Genomic DNA, 17659 nt, shown 5'->3' on the forward strand with positions numbered 1-17659 from the left:
TGATGTGTTCCACACCGCTCCCGGCGGCCGCCCGGCCCCGCTTCACCCTCCCGAAAGCCCGTACACCCGCCGCGCGTTGCCCGCCCCCACCAGCGCCGCGATCCGGCACGCGTCCGTCTCGGACCAGGCGCCGGAGCGGACCCAGCCGGTCAGCACCTCCTCCAGTGCCGTGCGGAAGGCGGCGCTGCCGACCGTGTACAGCTCCGGCAGGGCGTAGGCGTCGGTGGAGAAGAGGAGTTTGCCGAAGGGGGCGAGTTCGAGGAATTCGGCCAGGACGGCCGTCGCGCGCGGGCCGGTGTGGCCGAGGGACAGGCCGACGTCGGCGTACACGTGCGGGAAGGCGTGGGCCAGGTAGCCGGCCTGGCGGTGGTACGGGTAGCAGTGCAGCAGCACCAGGTCGGTGCCGGTGCCCGCGGTGGCGTGGGCGAAGTCGGTGAGCAGGGCCGGGTCGCTGTGGTGCAGGCGCAGGTCGGGGTCGCCGAAGCCGGTGTGGAGCTGGAGGGGGCGGCCGGTGCCGGTGGCGAGCCACAGCAGGTGGCGCAGGAGGACGGGGTCGGTGAGGCGGGGGGTGCCGGTGGCGAGCCAATCGCGGGCGGCGGTCGCCACGTCGGCGGTGGTGGGCGGTTCGGGGGCCAGGGCCAGGCCGTGGCGGTAGGCGGCGATGGACTTGAAGCCCGCGGCGGTGCGCGCCGCGTCCCGTACGGCGTCGGCGAGCCCGGCCGTGAACACCTCGGCGGCCGCGCCCGGCTCCCCCGCCGCCCGTACGCCCGCGGCGACCCGTTCCGCCAGCGTCTCCAGGCGGACGATCTCGTGTCCGGTGCCGCCGCCCGCCTCGGCCGTCTCGTGGGCTCCGGTGAGGTCGCCGGGCAGGCCGGTGTCGACCAGGTACGTGCCGATGCCGGTGCCGCCCAGCAGCAGGCGCCGGACCTCGGCCGTGCCCAGTTCGCGCCGCCGGGCGAGGTACTCGCCGGGGGTGCAGTGCGGCGCGAGGCCGAGCAGCGGCGGGCACCAGCGGCGTACGGCGAAGCCCGTCTGGGTGTCGAAGAAGGTGGTGCCCGCGGCGGCGGGCCGGTCGGACTCGGTGAGGTACGACTCGAATGCGGCGGCCGACAGCTCGCCGCGCAGCACGCCGTGGCAGTGCTGGTCGACGAGCGGCGGCAGGTCCAGGACCCCGGTGCCGCCGGGTGCGGCCGTGGTCATCAGTACCTCCAGCGGGTCGCGGCGGCGATGTCCGCGGGCTCCATCTCGGCGCAGTGCGCCGCCTCGGCGCGCCGCACCGCGATCACGGCGCCGTGCAGCACCTCGCCCATGGCCTCGGCCAGCGTGGTGGAGCGGGCCAGCCGGTCGGTGGACTCGGTGAGCGAGGCGGGCAGGCGGACGATGCCGCGCCGGGCGCGTTCGCGGACGCCCAGGACGCCAGGGTCGCCGGTGACCGGCGGCGGCAGTTCGGCGCCCGCCGACAGGCCGTGCAGTCCGGCGGCGATCACCGTGCCGACGGCCAGGTACGGGTTGGCGGCGGCGTCGAACGGCTTGACCTCGGCGTGTCCGCCGTCCGGGTCGCCGGGCGCGCCGGTGACCAGCCGCAGCGCCGCCTCCCGGTTCTCCACGCCCCAGCACTGGTAGGCGCCGACCCACATGGAGGGCGCCAGCCGCAGGTAACTCGCGGGCGAGGGGCAGCCGATGGCGAGCAGGGCGGGCAGCGCCTCCAGGATGCCGCCGAGGAAGCGTACGGCGTCCGGGTCCAGGCCCCACCGGGCGTCCGGGTCGCGGTGCAGGCTGCGTTCGCCGCGGTGCAGGCTGAGGTGGAGGTGGCAGCCGTTGCCGACCTGTCCGGCGACGACGGACGGCGCGAAGCTGGCCCGCAGGCCGTGCCGCAGCGACACGGCCCGTACGGTCTCGCGGACGAGGACCAGGTCGTCGGCGGCGCGCAGCGGGTCGGACGGCGCGGTGGACACCTCGAACTGGCCCGGCGCGTACTCGGGGTGGAGCTGGAACACCTCCACGCCCTGGAGGGCCAGCGCCTCGGCCACGTCGCGGAGGTAGTCGGAGAGTTCGACGACGCGGGTCATGCCGTAGGCGGGGCCGACGCACGGGTATTCCAGAGGGTCGCCGGTGCCCACGGCCCCGTCGAGGCGCCCGCCGCCGGCCGCCCCGTCCGGCCACCGGCCGTGCAACGGCGCCCGGCTGACGACCCATTCGGTCTCGAAGCCCATCCGCAGGGCGAGCCCCGCGTCGGCGGCGCGCTCGACCATGCGGCGGGCGAACTGCCGCTGGCAGGCGGGGTGCGGCGTGCCGAGCTGGTCGTAGCGGTCGACCGGTGCCCAGGCCCAGCCGGGCTGCGCGGCGAGCACGGTGAGCCGCTCCAGGTCGGGGAAGAGCCGCAGATCGCCGTCGGGGCCGCCGAGGTGGGCGGAGGCGGTGATGGCGTCGTCGGCGGTGAAGACGTCGAAGACCGGTGACATGCCGACGCCGCGCTGGACGGCGGGCGCCAGCCGGGCGGTCGGCACGGTTTTCGTACGCACGACACCCGCGTTGTCAACCCAGGTCAAAGCGATGGCCCGGACGTGTTCCGCGTCCAGGCGCGCCGCCGTCTGGCGGGCGTCGCCCCACTGTTGCGCCGGCACCGGTCCCATGGCGCGTGTCCCCTCACTCGGCGGCCGATCGGACTGCTGCGTCGTCCCCGCGGCACGATCGGCCGGTCACGGACAGTCGAACTCGCACCATACGCACTTTCCGGTGCCGCGCGGCTCCACACCCCAGACATCCGCCAGCCGGTCCACCAGGAGCAGTCCGCGGCCCGACATCGCGTCCTCGTCGGCTTCGCGGCGCCGGGGCAGCGCGCTGGAGCGGTCGGCCACCTCCAGCCGCAGCCGCCGGTCGGTGCCGTGCGGCATCCGTACGGTCACCAGGGCCGCGCCCTCGGTGTGCAGCAGCGCGTTGGTGATCAGCTCGTCGGCGGCCAGCTCGATCTCGTCGGCGCGTTCCCGGGCGCCCCAGGCCCGTACCGCGGCGCGGATCATGTGCCGGGCGGCGGACAGGCCCTGGGGGTCGTCGGGCGCGACATGCTGCTGGAGCCGGCCGGTGGCCGGTGTGACGGGCTCGCCGCCGCGCCGCAGGATCAGCATCGCCATGTCGTCGTCGCCGGGCTGCTCGGCGGCCAGGTCGCAGAGCCGGTCGGCCAGCCGCTGCACGTCCTGCGGTCCGTCGCGGACCACTCTGGCCAGGTGCTGTACGCCCTCCTCGATGTCGACGCCGGGCTGTTCCACCAGCCCGTCGGTGTACAGCACGAGGGTTTCGCCGACGGCCAGGTGGACGGTGGTGACGGAGTAGTCCAGGTCGCGGAAGCCGGTCGCGATGCCGAGCGGGAGGCCGCCGGTGACCTCCAGGCGGCGGCAGTGGCCCTCGGCGTGCCGCAGCAGCGGGTCCACGTGCCCGGCGCGCACCAGCCGCACCGTGCCGGTGGTCAGGTCGGCCTCCGCGTACGTGCAGGTGGCGAAGCGGTCGGTGTCCAGTTCACCGAGGAAGGCGGAGGCGCGGGCCATCACGGTGGCGGGCGGGTGGCCCTCGGCGGCGTAGGCGCGCAGCACGATGCGCAGCTGGCCCATGACGGTCGCGGCGTGGGTGTCGTGCCCTTGGACGTCCCCGATGACGGCGGCGACCCGGCCCTCGGGCAGCGGGATCACGTCGTACCAGTCGCCGCCGATGTCCCGGCCGATGCGGGCGGCGCGGTAGCGGACCGCGATCTGGGCGCCGGGGATGCCGGGGATGCGGCGCGGCAGCATGGCCTGCTGGAGGCCCTCGGCGAGGTCGTGCTCCTGGTCGTAGAGCATGGCGCGGGCCAGGCTCTGCGCGACGCTGGAGCCGAGGGCGATCAGGAGGTTGCGCTCCTGTACGCCGAACGGGTTCTCCGAGCGGTAGAACAGCCCCACCACGCCGATCGGCCGGGCCTGCGCGATGAGCGGCAGGTACGCGGCGGAGCCGAAGTCCATCCGTTCCAGGTGCGGCCACAGCGCGGGGTAGCGCTCGGCGAACTCGGCGCGGGAGCGGATGAAGCAGGGCGTCAGGGTGCGCACCACCTCGCTCATCGGGTACTCGTCCTCGACGCGCAGCACCTCGTGCTGCGGTACGAAGCTGCCCGCCTGCCCCTCGTGGACCACCCGGATGCGGCCCGCCTCGACCAGACCGACGATGACGTTCTGCGCGCCCAGCCGGGTCAACGCCTGGTCGTCGCCGAGCACGTCGATGACGTCCCGGACGGTACGGGCGTGCGCCAGCGCGGCCGTGGTGCGCTCCACCAGGCCGGTGTTGCGCAGTCTGCGCGCGTGCGCCTGGGCGCGTTCCGCGGCCTGGGCGTACTCCTGGCTGGCGTCCCGGACGATGCCGATGACGCGGCGTGCCCGGCCGTTCGCGTCCCGGCGGATGCTGGCCTGGGTGTGGGTCCAGCGCACCGCGCCGTCCCGCAGCCGGACGCGGAAGTAGGCGCCGTAGGAGTCGCTGCCGTCCTTCAGGGCCTGGGCGACGACCGCGTCGAGGCGGGCCGCCTCCTCCGGCGGCAGACGGCAGGCCAGGGTGGCCGGGTCGGAGTCGTACTCCTCCGGCAGCAGGTCGAAGACCTCTAGAGCGGAGCCGTCCATGTGCATACGGCCGCTGTCGAGGTCCCAGTCGAAGCCGCCCATGCCGTTGAGGGCCAGGGTCAGGTCCGGGTGGGCCGGCCAGTCGTCCGGCACCGACACGGCCGACGGCTTCGCACCCCGGTCAGCCATGTTCGCCACTTTGCCACATTCCTCCGCTTTACGGGCGGCGTGGCGGCCGGGCTCCGGCCGGGTCCCTATACCCTGACTTGCGCATCAGTCAGTACGCAACACGGCGCGAAAGCCTTGCGCTGACAGGCTTGCACCTTCCCTAACGTTGCTGTTTCCTCAACACACTGTTACGGTCCCGGACCATGACCGAAGACCCCGGCACCCGGATCGCCGACGACGGCGACGTGGCCGACCGCGTGAAGCAGGTGGTCGAGCGCCTCGGGTGCAGCCGCCGCGAGTTCGCCCGGCGGATCGTGATGGACCCCTCCAAGCTGTCCCGGTCGCTGGGCGGCACCCGGCGCTTCACCCTCGCCGAGATCGTGCGCGTCGCGGACATCGGTGGCGTGGACGTGGCCTGGCTGCTCGGCTCGCGCACCGGGACCCCGGCGCCGGCCCGCGGCCGGGAGCCCGCCGCGGTACCCGAGGGCGGCCGTCCGCTGCAGATCGTCCGGGAGACCGTCCGGCTGATCGCCGAGCACGGCTTCCACGCCGTACGGGTCGCCGACATCGCCGCCGCCTGCGGCACCAGCACGGCCGCCGTGCACTACCACTTCCCCGGCCGCGACGAACTGCTGGAAGCGGCCGTGCGCTGGTGCATGGACGAGGACACCGCGCGGCGCGCGGCGGGCCTGGCCGAAGCCTGCGACGCACGCGCCGAACTGCTGCACCTGATCGCCCTCCAGACCCCGCGCACCGAACAGCAGCGGCGCCAGTGGCTGGTCTGGCTCGACCTGTGGGCGCAGGCCGCCCGCTCCACCGCCGTCGGGCGGCTGCACGAGCACTACTACCGGCAGTGGCGGACCACTGTCGCCGATGTGCTGCGCCGGGGCGTCGAACAAGGCGTCTTCCACCCCGTGGACCCGGAGTCCACCGCGCTGCGGCTGACCGCGCTCATCGACGGCCTGGCCACCCAGGTACTCGCCACCGCGCCGGACAGCACCACCCCCGACAGCATGCACGCGGCGCTGCTCACCTTCGTCGACAGCGAACTGACGTCCGTAGACCCGTAGTTACCTCCTCTCCAAGGAACCCGCCGTGAACAACGAGGTCATCATCACCTGCGCCCTGACCGGCGCCGGTGACACCGTGCGCCGCTCCCCGCACGTGCCCGTCACCCCCGAGCAGATAGCGGAATCCGCCGTCGAGGCGGCCTCGGCCGGTGCCGCCGTCGTGCACATCCACGTACGCGACCCGGCGACGGGCGATCCGTCCCGCGATCCCCGCCTGTACGCCGAGGTGGTCGAACGGATCAAGGAGACCGGCACCGACGTCGTCATCAACCTGACCGCCGGCATGGGCGGCGACCTCGTCATCGACCCGGACGAGCCGCTGCGGCAGCTGCCCGGTACGGACCTGGTCGGCGGCCTGGAGCGGCTGCCGCACGTCGAGGACCTGCTCCCCGACATCTGCACCCTGGACTGCGGCTCCCTCAACTTCGGGGACGGCTCCAACCTCTACGTCTCGACGCCCGACATGCTGCGCGCGGGCGCCCGGCGCATCCAGGAGCTGGGGGTACGGCCGGAGCTGGAGATCTTCGACACCGGGCAGCTGTGGTTCGCCAAGCAGCTGCTGGCCGAGGGGCTGCTCGACGACCCGACCGTCTTCCAGCTGTGCATGGGCATTCCGTGGGGCGCGCCGGCCGACCCGGGCGTGCTCCAGTCGATGGTCGCGATGCTCCCTCAGGGCGCGCAGTGGGCCAGCTTCGCGCTCGGCCGGATGCAGATGCCGTGGGTCGCGCAGTCCATCCTGCTCGGCGGCAACGTACGGGTGGGCCTGGAGGACAACCTGTACCTGAGCAAGGGTGTCAAGGCGACCAACGGCCAGCTGGTCGAACGCGCCGTGCGGATCACCGAGTTGCTGGGCGCGAGCGTCGCCACCCCGGACCAGGCCCGTGCGCGCCTCGGCCTGAAGCCGCGCGGCTGACGCCGGACCGTACCGCCCGCCCGCTTCCCCACCCCAGGAGTTCCCGTGTCCCCCACCCCTCCCTCCTCCGTACGCCGTGTGGCGTGCATCGGCGCCGGCGTCATAGGCGGCGGCTGGGTCGCCCACTTCCTCGCGCGCGGTTACGACGTGACCGCCTGGGACCCGGCGCCGGACGCCGAGGACAAGCTGCGCCGCCTGGTCACGGCCGCCTGGCCCGCCCTGGAACAGCTCGGCCTGGCCGAGGGCGCCTCCGCCGACCGCCTCACCCTGGCGCCGAGCCTCGCCGAGGCCGTCGCCGACGCCGAGTTCGTCCAGGAGAGCGCGCCCGAGCAGCTGGAGCTCAAGCGCGACCTGCTCGCCCAGCTGGACGCGGCCGCCCCGCCCGGTGTGGTCATCGCCTCGTCCACCTCCGGCTATCCGATGACCGACATGCAGATCACGGCCGCGACCCCCGGCCGTCTGGTGGTCGGGCACCCGTTCAACCCGCCGTATCTGATCCCGCTGGTCGAGGTCGTCGGCGGCGAGCGGACCGACCGCGCGGCGGTCGAGTGGGCGGCGGAGTTCTACGGCGTGGCGGGCAAGTCCGTGATCACCATGGACCGCGAGCTGCCCGGTTTCATCGCCAACCGGCTCCAGGAGGCCCTGTGGCGCGAGGCGCTGCACATGGTCGCCAACGGCGAGGCCACGGTCGAGGACATCGACGCCTCGATCACCGAGGGGCCGGGGCTGCGCTGGGCGTTCATGGGCCCGATCCTGACGTTCGCGCTGGCCGGCGGCGAGGGCGGGATGGCCCATATGCTCGACCACTTCGGCCCGTCGCTGAAGTCCCCGTGGACCCGGCTGGAAGCGCCGGAGCTGGACCGGGCGCTGCGGGACGCGATGGTCGACGGCTGCGAGCGGGCCGCGGACGGCCGTACGTACGCGCAGCTCGTGGCCGAACGCGACCAGGGCGTCATCGACGTGCTGCGCGCGACCGGCCGTCTGGACGGGCCCGCCCGGTGACGGCGCACCCGACGGCGGAGCGCCCGCCGCTGCTGCGCCGTACGGTCCAGGACGACTGGATCGACTACAACGGCCATCTCTCCGAGGCGTACTACGTCCTGGTCTTCGGCTTCGCCACGGACGCCCTCATGGACGGGGCCGGGCTCGACGCGGCCTACCGGGACCGCACCGGCCACTCGCTCTACACGGTCGAGGCGCATGTGCGCTATCTGGCGGAGGTGCCGCGCGGCGCCGAACTGGCGGTGCGGACGACGGTGCTGGGCGTGGGCGCGAAGAAGGTGCGGTTCGTGCACGAGATGTACGTGGGCGAAGCGTCCGGCGACCCGGTGGCGACCGAGGAGATCTTCGCCCTGCACGTCCACCAGGGCGAGGGCCGGGCGGCTCCGCTGCCCGGGGAGGCGCGGGAGCGGCTGGCGGCGCTGGCCGGTCCGGCGCCCGAGTGGGCGGGGCGGGGAATCCGGGAGGTGTAGGGCGGCGTTGCACGGCGTGTCCCCGATACGCGGGGGCACGCCGTCGCCGGGTCGGCCGTCCGGCCGTCCCGCGGTGCGACCCTGAGGTGCCGCACTCCCGTCAGGAGAGGAACCGTCATGCCGTCCGTACCAGGTCACCGCATCACCGTCGAGCAGGGCACCGATCACGTCCGCGTCGTCCACGACGGCCAGGTCGTCGCCGACAGCCGCCGCCCGCTGCTGCTGCACGAGACCGGCTATCCGGTGCGCTACTACCTGCCGCCGGAGGACGTACGGACGGATCTGCTGACGCCGTCCGAGACCCGTACGCACTGCCCGTTCAAGGGAGACGCCTCCTACTGGTCACTTTCCGGTGGCCCGGAGGACATCGCGTGGGCCTATCCTGCGCCGAAGTCCGCGGTCGCGCAGATCAAGGACCATCTGTGCTTCTACGAGGCGGAGTTGGTGGGCGAGGGCCGGGACGGGAGCGAGTAGGAAAGTTTCCTAACTATTCTCCGCCGAATTCATTGACGCGTACATGAGCCGTCGTCAAGATTCCTCCGTACGGCACCCCCCGCCGACCGAGGAGACGGACATGACGCCCACCCCCCGCGCCGCGAAGTCCCGCACGTTCCTGACCAACCCCCGCACCGGCATACCCACCGCCGCGGGCGCGGTCCTCGCGCTCGTCGGCGGTGCGCTGCTGTGGTCGCCGGCCGGGCGCGCGGACGCCGCGCCCGAACGCACGGCCGCCAAGGCGGGCGCCTTCACCGTGGTGGCCGCCGGTGACATCGCCGAGCAGTGCACCGCGAGCAGCAGCAGCTGTGTGCACCCGAAGACGGCGGCCCAGGTCAAGAAGATCGACCCGGCCTTCGTGCTGACCATGGGCGACAACCAGTACGACGACGCCCGGCTGAAGGACTTCCAGAAGTACTACGACACGTCCTGGGGCGCCTTCAAGGCCAAGACCCACCCGGTCGCCGGCAACCACGAGACCTACGACCCGGCCGGCAAGCTGTCCGGCTACAAGTCCTACTTCGGCTCCGTCGCCTACCCCCAGGGCAAGAGCTACTACAGCTTTGACCACGGCAACTGGCACTTCGTCGCGCTGGACTCCAACAGCCTGGACTCCACGCAGACCAAGTGGCTCAAGGACGACCTCGCCGCCAATTCCAAGAAGTGCGTGGCCGCCTACTGGCACCACCCGCTGTTCTCCTCCGGCGAGCACGGCAACCAGCCGGTCAGCCGGTCGGTGTGGAAGCTGCTGTACGACGCCAAGGCGGAGCTGGTCCTGAACGGGCACGACCACCACTACGAGCGCTTCGCGCCGCAGGACCCGGACGGCAAGGCCGACCCGAACGGGCTGGTCGAACTGCTCGCCGGCATGGGCGGCGCCAACCCGTACAAGATCGAGGAGGTCCAGCCGAACAGCGAGAAGCGGCTGACGAAGACCTTCGGCGTGGTCAAGCTGAACTTCACCGACGACGGGTTCTCCTGGGACCTGGTCGGCACCGACGGGAAGACCAAGGACAGCAGCCCGTCCTACCGGTGCCACTGACCGGCCCGAAAACCACTCGCCATGTATCTCGCCACCACCGGCGCGGCCGCCGCCACCTCCGGGCTGACACGCGGCCGCGTCGCCGGACCGGTGCTCGCGCTCGGCACGGTCAGCCTGGTCACCGACATCTCCTCCGAGATGGTCACCGCGGTGCTGCCGCTCTACTTCGTCCTCCAACTGGGCCTGTCACCGCTCCAGTTCGGGTTCCTGGACGGGCTCTACAACGGCGTCACCGCGCTCGTACGGCTGCTGGGCGGGCACGCCGCCGACCGCGGCGGGCGGCACAAGCTCGTGGCCGGCACCGGGTACGCGCTGTCCGCGCTGTCCCGGCTCGGCCTGCTGCTCGCGGGCGGCGGCACGGCCGGGATCGGCGCGGCGCTGGCCGCCGACCGTATCGGCAAGGGCGTACGGACCGCGCCGCGCGACGCGCTGATCTCGCTCAGCAGCCCGCCCGACGAACTGGGCCGGGCGTTCGGCGTGCACCGCGCGATGGACACCACGGGCGCGCTGCTCGGACCGCTGGCCGCGTTCGCACTGCTGTGGGCGACCGCGGACGCATATGACGCGGTGTTCGTCGTCAGCTTCTGCGTCGGGCTGCTGGGCGTACTGCTGCTGATCGCGTTCGTGCCGGGGCGCGACGCCCTGGGCCCGGTGGCCGCGGCGCCCACCGGGCCGCGGGTCCCGCTGCGCACCAGGATCACCGAACCGCTGCGGGACGCCGCCTTCCGGCGGATCATGCTGGCCGCCGCCCTGCTGGGCGCGGCCACCATCGGCGACTCGTTCGTCTACCTGCTGCTCCAGAAACAACTGGATTTCGCGGTGCGCTGGTTCCCGCTGCTGCCGCTCGGCACCGCCGCGGTCTACCTGCTGCTCGCGGTGCCCGCCGGGCGGCTCGGCGACCGCATCGGGCGCCGGGTCCCCTTCCTCCTCGGCCACGCGGCCCTGCTCGCCGCCTACGTCCTGCTGCTGACCGTCGGCGACGGCATCGTCCTGCTGGCCGGCGTGCTGGGGCTGGTCGGTGTCTTCTACGCGGCCACCGACGGCGTGCTGATGGCCCTCGCCGGTCCCGCCCTCCCGGCGGCGCGCCGGGCGAGCGGCATGGCGCTGCTCCAGACGGGCCAGGCGCTGAGCCGGCTGCTCGCCGCCGCGGGGTTCGGCGCCGCCTGGACCCTGTGGGGCAGCGGGCCCGCGCTGGTCGCCGCCGTCGTCGTCCTCGCGGCCGCCCTGGCGGGCGCCGCCGCGCTGCTTCCCCGTACGGAAAGGCGGTCGTCGTGCTCGTGACGGACAGGGCCAGTGCCCCGGCGGAGGGCACGGCCGGCAAGGGACCGGGCGGGCCGTCCCTGCGCGCCCGCGTCATCGCCATCGTGGTGGCGACCGCCGTACTCGCCACGGTCGCCGTGGTCTATACGGTGTCGGCGGCCCGGCGCGCCGGATCCGCCGACACGCCCTCGGCCTTCGGGCTGGACCGGGGTCAGCTGTATTTCCGCAGTACGCGGGAGGGGGACGGCACCGGGCGCGTCGCCCGTCTGCCCGCCGCTCCGTCCGCCCGCGGCGCCGCCGCGATGAGCGCGGAAGCGGCCCCGGCGCCGGACCGCCGCACCACCGGCGGCCCCGCCTGCGAGCGCTTCCACGCGGCCGGCGGCACCGCACTGTGCCTCCAGCGCCGCCCCGGCATCCCGCCGGCCGCGTACGCCGTCGTCCTGGACGGGCGGCTGCGCGAGAAGCGCCGGATCGCCCTGACCGGCATCCCCAACCGGGCCCGGGTCTCCGCCTCCGGCCGGATGCTGTCCTGGACGATGTTCGCCACCGGCGACTCCTACGCCACCACGGCCTTCTCCACCCGTACGTCCATCCTCGACACCCGCACCGGCTACCTGATCAAGAACATGGAGGACATCCCCCTCACCCTCGACGGCCGCCGCTACCACTCCCCCGACGTCAACTACTGGGGCGTCACCTTCGCCCGCGACGACAACCGGTTCTACGCCACCGTCTCCACCAAGGGCCGCACCTACCTCGTCGAGGGCGACATGCGCCGCTGGACGGCCCGCACCCTGCGCGAGAACCTGGAGTGCCCGTCCCTCTCGCCCGACAACACCCGCCTCGCCTTCAAGAAGCGGGTACGGGAGGGAGCGCGCGACCCCTGGCGGCTGTACGTGCTCGACCTGCGCACGATGCGCGAACACCCGGTCGCGGAGCGGCGCAGCGTGGACGACCAGGCGGCCTGGCTGGACGACCACACGCTCGCCTACGCGCTGCCGGGCAGCGGCGGCAAGGGCAGCGACATCTGGACCGTACCGGCGGACGGCGGCGCTCCGGCGCTGCGGGTGGCCGGCGGCTCGTCTCCCGCACTGGTGCGCTGAACGGGCGGGGTCCGGTGGGGCGGCTCACTCCGCGGGGCGGGCGCCCCCGGCGCACAGGCGCGGCGCGTTCCCGGCCGCCTCGACCGGCTCGTCGCGCTCGTTCCGCTCGCCGAGCCGGTCCGCCAGGTTCTGGGCCCAGGCCGTCAGCCCGGGTACGTCGATGTCGTACGGGACGGTGTCCGCGTACGGGGCGATGGCGCCGGCGCCCCGGAGCAGCAGCGCCGCGCCGCCCTTCGCGTTGCCGCGGGCGGCGTGGGTGAGGCCGACGGCGAGCTGGGCGAGGCCGCGCCACAGCTGCCGCTCCTGCTCGGGGGCCGCCTTCCAGGCGTCCTCCAGCACTTCGTGGGCGTGAAAGGGCAGACCGCGGTCCAGGAGGTCCTGGGCCTCGGCGAGCGCCTGACGGGGGCTGCGCTCGACGCCCTCGGGCTGGCGCTCCACGCCCGGGGCGCCGTACGGCAGCGGACGGCCCAGACCGTCCCGCGGCCGGGCGTTGCGGGCGCGGCCTTCGGGGTCGCGGTCGCGCGGGGCTCCGGTCTTGGGGCCGGAGCCCGCTGCGGTATCCGCCGTGCGCCCGGTCTCCACCGCGCTCCCGCCTTCCGCCGCGCTCCCGCTCTCCGTTCCCGTACCGCAGTGTTCGCAGCCGGGCTCCCCCGGGTGGTCCGAGATCCGGCCGCACTCCTGGCACACCTGGTCCAGCCAGCAGGCCGGATCGCCGCCCTCATCGCGTCGCGTCACGTTCACGCTTCGATTGTGCAGCGCGCGACGGGCCGGCGTCCGGGCGGGGCGGCGGCCGTCCGCCCGGGAGCCGGGGCGGTGGCTGTACGGGGCGGCATCGTCGCCGGTCAGGCATCGTCGCCTGGCGCCCGCCGTCCGCGTACGTACATCCGCCAGCCGAAGACGGCGCCGACGGCGAGCGCGAAGGCGAAGCCGCCCGCGACCGCCCACATCGTGGTGTCCGTCCGCCGTCCGGCCTCCCGGGAGACCTGGGCGGTGACCGGCCGCGCCGTGGCGGCGTGGCGTTCCGCCCCGCCCCGCGTGCCGTCGGTGACCCGGCTCTCGTCCGGCGTGGCCGCGGCGGCTTGCAGGGAGCCGACCGGGCGGACCTTGCCGACGGCCTTGAAGCCCCAGTCCAGCAGCGAACCCGCCTCGTTGTACACGGCGTTGGAGGCGCCGGACTGCGGGTTCATCACGGTGACCAGCAGCGTGCGGCCGCCCCGCCGCGCCGCGGCGACGAGGGTGTTGCCGGCGTTGCTGGTGTAGCCGTTCTTGACGCCGACGATGCCGGGGTAGCGCCGCGTTCCGTTCGAGCCGGTCAGTATCCGGTTGGTGTTCTGGATCTCGAACGAGGGACTGCCCTTGCTGGGGAACCGGGCCGTGGTGGTGGCGCAGTACCGGGCGAAGTCGGCGTTGGCGAGGCCCGCGCGGCCGAACACGCTCAGGTCGTGCGCCGAGGACACCTGCCCCGGGCTGTCGTACCCGTCCGGGGAGCGCACCGTGGTGTCGCGGGCGCCCAGCTGCCGCGCCTTGGTCTGCATCTCCTTCGCCGTGGCCGTCCAGCCGCCGTTCATCGAGGCGAGCACCCGTACCGCGTCGTTGCCGGAGCGCAGGAAGACACCGCGCCACAGGTCGGCGACCTGGTAACTGCGGCCCTCCTGGATGCCGACGAGGCTGCTGCCCGGCCCGATGCCCGCCAGGTCCTTCGCGGTGACCTTGTGGACGGCGCCCGCGCGGAACTTCGGCAGCACGGTGACCGCGAACAGGGTCTTGAGGGTGCTGGCGGGCGCGAGCCGCTGGTGCGCGTTCCTGGCCGCCAGCACATCGCCCGTACGCACGTCGGTCACCGCCCAGGAGCGGGCGGACACCCCGCCGGGCAGTGCGGGGGCCCCGGCCCCCACCGCTTCCTCGGCGTGGGCGGTCGCCGGTATGGAGGTGAGGGTCAGGCCGGTGGCGGCGATGGCGGCCAGCACACCGGCATTCCGGGACAAAAGCCTGTCAATTGCCATGCCTTCACGCTAGGAAGCCCGCACTTCGACCGCAGACGGGCCTACGCCAGTCGGCCGAAGCGCCGAGGGAGGCCGGGGAGGGGGCGGGGAGCGCGTGGGGAGCGCGGCATTCAAGGCCAGAGATTCACGGGCGGCTACCGCATGCGCCCCGTACGCACGAGGACCCGCCCGGTGCGACGGGGGATGCACACCGGGCGGGCCTCACGACCTTTTCTACCGCATGCAGGAACGGTTATGCCTCAAAAACTTGTTCGTCCTGCAACTACCAGGCGACGGGGAGCGAGATCAAGCCACGTGCCCGCAGGGTGCGGCGGTGGCGCAGTTCCGACCGTGGCACATCCAGCCGCAACCCGGGAAAACGGCTGATGAGAGCGGTCAGCGCGGTCTCGGTCTGCAGGCGCGCCAGGGCCGCGCCGAGGCAGTAGTGGATGCCGTGCCCGAACATCAGCTGACCCGTGGCGTCGCGGCCCGGATCGAGCGTCCCGGGGTCGGCGAAGCGGTGCGGGTCGCGGTTCGCCGAGGCAAGGGAGAGCAGCACACTCTCGCCCGCGGGCACCCGTACGCCGCCGATTTCCACGTCCTCCAGGGGGAACCGGCGGATGGCCAGCGAGGCCGGTCCGTCATAGCGTGCGAACTCTTCCACGGCCGCCGACAGTTCGGCTGGATTCGTACGCAACGCCATGAGGTGTTCGGGGTGGTCGAGCAGGGCGAGGACTGAGTTACCGATGAGGTGAACGGTGTTCTCGTAACCGGCGAAGAGCAGGAGGAACGCCAACGAGGTCAGCTCGTCCTCACCGAGCCGGTCCCCCGCGCCACCCTCCGCCGCCGCGCCGTCCCGCACCAGGATCAGGTCGGAGAGCAGATCGTCCCCCGGCGCGGCCCGCTTGGCCGTGATCAGCCCCGTGTAGTAGCGCATCATCGCCCCGACGGCCTCCTTCGCCCGCTCCGGCCGGGCCGGGTCGGGCGTGATCAGCGCGTCCGTCCAGGCCCGGAAGTCCGGCCGGTCGTCCTCCGGTACGCCCAGCAGGTCGCAGATGACGATGATGGGCAGCGGACCGGCGTAACACTCCATCAGGTCGGCCCGCCCGGCGTCCGCGACCGCGTCCAGCAACCCGTCCGCCAGCCGCCGTACGGGCTCCCGCAGCTTCTCGACCCGCGCGGGCGTGAATGCCTTGGCCACCAGCCGGCGCACCCGGGTGTGGTCCGGCGGATCCATGTTGAGCAGATTCGCGTCCAGCGCGGGCGGCAGCGCGAACCCGCGATAGCCGCCCCGCGCGTTCCGCTTGTCCAGGGAAAGCCGCGGATCGGACAGACACCGCCGCACATCCTCGTACCGCGTCACCAGCCACGCGGGCTGCCCGTCCGGCCCGGCAATCCGATGGACGGGCCCCGCCTCCCGCAACACCGCGTACCCGGCGTGCGGATCGTCCAGAAGCTGCGTCACGTCAATGAGGTCGTCGGGGCCGGTCTCGGCGGTGTTCTGCATGGTGCATGACTTTAGACAAGGCGTTCGGGAGGGGCGCGGGGGGCTGCTCCCCGCTTCGGCTCAGTGCCGCTGCATGGCGCTCCGCTGGCGCAGTTCGGTGAGTACGGTGTCGGTCAGGGGCGAGTAGTAGACGTCCGCCACTCGCGCCAAGTGCTCGTATTCCGCGATCAGTTCGGCGGACGGGCCGAGTGCGGGGCCGCCCGGCACGGTGTCCGGAAGGCGCTCTCGGGATATGTCGGCGCGGTTCGCGGGGCGGGCGGGCAGCCGCTCCTCGTCCGCCGTCACCACCACGCTCTCCGCGCCCAGTACGGGAACGAGCCCGATCGCCCGGTTCTCCAGGCCGCGGCGCAGCGCTGCGGCCTCCGCGACGGCCGCCAGCTGCCGCTCGTCCGCCACCACGGCACGCCCGCGTTCACGCGCGATGTCGACGGTGTCCGCTTCCACGTACCGCCGGATGCCGCGCTGGACGTCGCGGATCTGCGCCATCTGCCGGTCGGCGCGCCACTGGAGCCGCGCGAACGGCCACCGCCCGCCCCAGAAGGGGCCGCCCGCCGCCATCTCGGGGGCCTGGGCGGTGACATCCTTCCAGAGGGGGTGCAGCCGGCGCAGGCGGCGCCACGCGCATGCCCGCGGGCCCGCGGCCGGGAGCGCGAGCCCGGTCAGCACCAGGACCGCGGCGACCGAAGCGCTCAGCGGCGCCACGCCGTTGGAGAGCCACGGCGCCTCGTGCCCGGCCCACGACAGGACGAAGCCGGCCAGCTTGCAGGCGCAGTACGCCAGGCCGAGCCAGCAGCCCGCGGCCAGCAGCCGCAGCCCCCGGGCGAGCCAGGACGCGCCGAGCCGGCCGGCGTAGCGCGGGCAGAGGGCGCCCAGGCCCGCGAGGCTGGTGCCGAAGATGGCGAGATACAGCACCAGGAAGGCCATGACTCCCGGCGAGCCCGCGTAGGCCGTACTGAGGTCGCGGGGGTGCTCCACGTCGTCCGGCCGCCCGACGACGAAGCAGGTCACCGCCACCGCCCAGGCCACGGCCACGGCCGTCACCGCCGTACGGGAGCGCGCCCGGACCCGCGCGCGGCCTTCCGCGCCCGCGCCGCCGTTCCAGCGCAGCAGCAGGACGAACGCGCCGGCCGCGAAGACCACGACCGAGGAGTAGAGGAAGACCATCGAGAGGTTCGACACGCCGGTCAGCCGGTCGAACCAGCGGTAGACGCTGGGCGCGGAGAAGACGAACACCGTCGCGACACCGGCGCTCATCACGCACGTCAGCCCCAGATCCGCGTTGCCGCGGTCGCGGAGCCAGGCGCGCGTCTTGAAGGCGACAACCGTCCAGGCCACTCCGCCGAAACACAGATACAGCACGTCAAACACTCGATCCCCCGTCCGAGTCACCGGCGCCGCGCGCGGCGCCGTCCTTCCCGCTGTTGCCGCCGCCCCCACGGCCCGTGGCACGGAGCGGCCCGTCGCGCCGGTGTCGCAGCGCGGGCGCCAGCGCGGCGGCGAGCTCGGCGGCCGGCCCCGTCGGCTCCGGCCCGCGGTCCACCGGCGAGGGCACCACCCGCGCCATCAGCAGCCCGCCCAGCACCTCCGCCGCCCAGGGCGCGGGGCCGTCACGGCCGGTCATGCCGGGCGCCGCGTGGTCCAGCAGCAGACGGCCGATTTCATGCGTCACGATGTGCGTCCGGTGCCAGGCGCTGGTCCGCAGCTCGCAGAAAATCCAGTACCCGTCGTCGGTACGGGCCGTCACCCCGGACGCCGCGCCGTCCAGCCGCATCGGCACGATCCGTACGGGACAGCCCAGGTACGCCGCCACGGCGCCGCACACACCCGTCAGATCGGTCCGGTCCGGCAGCGCCAGTTCCCCGATCACCTGCTCGCAACGACGCCGGACCCGCCGGGCTCGCGCGCCCGCACACAGACGCCCCCAGCGCCGCCCACGCACACCCCGCGCCCCACTCCCGACCCGCACGCCCCCCATGGCATCCGCCCCCCGGCTTCGCTCCCCCGATCCCGGCCGCCCGCGCCCCGCACGCAGTTAGCACCGCCGAAACCGCAGCCCGCATCCTGTCACGCGAG

General features: G+C 73.7%; 16 protein-coding genes. 8 read left to right on the top strand and 8 right to left on the bottom strand.

Annotated features, from left to right (window positions below):
* Positions 1 to 42 precede the first annotated feature (42 nt).
* The 3 genes from CP984_RS05395 to CP984_RS05405 form a co-directional block, all read right to left on the bottom strand.
* On the bottom strand, positions 43 to 1200 hold the full coding sequence (locus tag CP984_RS05395; RefSeq protein WP_003983600.1) for an amidohydrolase family protein: 1158 nt from the start codon (positions 1198 to 1200) through the stop codon (positions 43 to 45).
* On the bottom strand, positions 1200 to 2633 hold the full coding sequence (locus CP984_RS05400) for a glutamine synthetase family protein (RefSeq protein ID WP_003983599.1): 1434 nt from the start codon (positions 2631 to 2633) through the stop codon (positions 1200 to 1202). The genes CP984_RS05395 and CP984_RS05400 overlap by 1 nt, the downstream gene beginning before the upstream one ends.
* Before the next feature lie 66 nt (positions 2634 to 2699).
* Entirely contained in the window at positions 2700 to 4763 is a 2064-nt protein-coding gene (locus CP984_RS05405) for a SpoIIE family protein phosphatase (RefSeq protein WP_030179394.1), read from the bottom strand.
* 182 nt (positions 4764 to 4945) lie between these two features.
* On the opposite strand from CP984_RS05405, the gene CP984_RS05410 reads away from it, so the two are divergent.
* The 8 genes from CP984_RS05410 (at position 4946) to CP984_RS05445 (ending at position 12097) form a co-directional block, all read left to right on the top strand.
* Positions 4946 to 5812, top strand: coding sequence for a TetR/AcrR family transcriptional regulator (locus CP984_RS05410; protein WP_003983597.1), 867 nt, complete (start codon positions 4946 to 4948; stop codon positions 5810 to 5812).
* A gap of 25 nt (positions 5813 to 5837) precedes the next feature.
* Positions 5838 to 6725: a BKACE family enzyme gene (locus tag CP984_RS05415; protein WP_003983596.1), complete on the top strand. Its 888-nt coding sequence runs from the start codon at positions 5838 to 5840 to the stop codon at positions 6723 to 6725.
* Positions 6726 to 6770: 45 nt separating this feature from the next.
* Positions 6771 to 7727 carry a 3-hydroxyacyl-CoA dehydrogenase NAD-binding domain-containing protein gene (locus tag CP984_RS05420; protein ID WP_003983595.1) on the top strand — a complete coding sequence of 319 codons (957 nt, stop codon included), beginning with the start codon at positions 6771 to 6773 and terminating at the stop codon, positions 7725 to 7727.
* A complete protein-coding gene (locus CP984_RS05425; RefSeq protein ID WP_003983594.1) occupies positions 7724 to 8197 on the top strand; it encodes a thioesterase family protein in 474 nt (157 codons plus the stop codon). The genes CP984_RS05420 and CP984_RS05425 overlap by 4 nt, the downstream gene beginning before the upstream one ends.
* Before the next feature lie 117 nt (positions 8198 to 8314).
* On the top strand, positions 8315 to 8671 hold the full coding sequence (locus CP984_RS05430; protein ID WP_003983593.1) for a DUF427 domain-containing protein: 357 nt from the start codon (positions 8315 to 8317) through the stop codon (positions 8669 to 8671).
* A gap of 100 nt (positions 8672 to 8771) precedes the next feature.
* On the top strand, positions 8772 to 9734 hold the full coding sequence (locus tag CP984_RS05435; RefSeq protein ID WP_003983592.1) for a metallophosphoesterase family protein: 963 nt from the start codon (positions 8772 to 8774) through the stop codon (positions 9732 to 9734).
* 21 nt (positions 9735 to 9755) lie between these two features.
* Positions 9756 to 11015 carry an MFS transporter gene (locus CP984_RS05440; protein WP_003983591.1) on the top strand — a complete coding sequence of 420 codons (1260 nt, stop codon included), beginning with the start codon at positions 9756 to 9758 and terminating at the stop codon, positions 11013 to 11015.
* The gene (locus tag CP984_RS05445) at positions 11012 to 12097 is read left to right on the top strand and encodes a TolB family protein (protein ID WP_078586816.1); all 1086 of its coding nucleotides are present in this window, start codon (positions 11012 to 11014) and stop codon (positions 12095 to 12097) included. Before CP984_RS05440 ends, CP984_RS05445 begins: the two co-directional genes overlap by 4 nt.
* A gap of 24 nt (positions 12098 to 12121) precedes the next feature.
* On the opposite strand, the gene CP984_RS05450 is transcribed toward CP984_RS05445, so the two are convergent.
* From CP984_RS05450 to CP984_RS05470, 5 genes are all read right to left on the bottom strand, one after another.
* A complete protein-coding gene (locus CP984_RS05450; RefSeq protein ID WP_226048616.1) occupies positions 12122 to 12838 on the bottom strand; it encodes a DUF309 domain-containing protein in 717 nt (238 codons plus the stop codon).
* A gap of 101 nt (positions 12839 to 12939) precedes the next feature.
* On the bottom strand, positions 12940 to 14100 hold the full coding sequence (locus CP984_RS05455; RefSeq protein ID WP_043976754.1) for a D-alanyl-D-alanine carboxypeptidase family protein: 1161 nt from the start codon (positions 14098 to 14100) through the stop codon (positions 12940 to 12942).
* Between the two features lie 262 nt (positions 14101 to 14362).
* Positions 14363 to 15586, bottom strand: coding sequence for a cytochrome P450 family protein (locus tag CP984_RS05460; protein ID WP_003983587.1), 1224 nt, complete (start codon positions 15584 to 15586; stop codon positions 14363 to 14365).
* 60 nt (positions 15587 to 15646) lie between these two features.
* Positions 15647 to 16954, bottom strand: coding sequence for an MAB_1171c family putative transporter (locus CP984_RS05465; RefSeq protein WP_003983586.1), 1308 nt, complete (start codon positions 16952 to 16954; stop codon positions 15647 to 15649).
* Positions 16947 to 17453, bottom strand: coding sequence for a hypothetical protein (locus tag CP984_RS05470; RefSeq protein ID WP_050498794.1), 507 nt, complete (start codon positions 17451 to 17453; stop codon positions 16947 to 16949). The genes CP984_RS05465 and CP984_RS05470 overlap by 8 nt, the downstream gene beginning before the upstream one ends.
* Positions 17454 to 17659: the final 206 nt, after the last annotated feature.

The organism is Streptomyces rimosus, assembly GCF_008704655.1.
GTDB classification, from domain to species: Bacteria; Actinomycetota; Actinomycetes; order Streptomycetales; family Streptomycetaceae; genus Streptomyces; species Streptomyces rimosus.

Coding starts and splice junctions, on each gene's coding strand:
- CP984_RS05395 (WP_003983600.1), bottom strand. CDS start 1,200: ATGACCACGGCCGCACCCGGCGGCACCGGGGTCCTGGACCTGCCGCCG.
- CP984_RS05400 (WP_003983599.1), bottom strand. CDS start 2,633: ATGGGACCGGTGCCGGCGCAACAGTGGGGCGACGCCCGCCAGACGGCG.
- CP984_RS05405 (WP_030179394.1), bottom strand. CDS start 4,763: ATGGCTGACCGGGGTGCGAAGCCGTCGGCCGTGTCGGTGCCGGACGAC.
- CP984_RS05410 (WP_003983597.1), top strand. CDS start 4,946: ATGACCGAAGACCCCGGCACCCGGATCGCCGACGACGGCGACGTGGCC.
- CP984_RS05430 (WP_003983593.1), top strand. CDS start 8,315: ATGCCGTCCGTACCAGGTCACCGCATCACCGTCGAGCAGGGCACCGAT.
- CP984_RS05435 (WP_003983592.1), top strand. CDS start 8,772: ATGACGCCCACCCCCCGCGCCGCGAAGTCCCGCACGTTCCTGACCAAC.
- CP984_RS05440 (WP_003983591.1), top strand. CDS start 9,756: ATGTATCTCGCCACCACCGGCGCGGCCGCCGCCACCTCCGGGCTGACA.
- CP984_RS05455 (WP_043976754.1), bottom strand. CDS start 14,100: ATGGCAATTGACAGGCTTTTGTCCCGGAATGCCGGTGTGCTGGCCGCC.
- CP984_RS05460 (WP_003983587.1), bottom strand. CDS start 15,586: ATGCAGAACACCGCCGAGACCGGCCCCGACGACCTCATTGACGTGACG.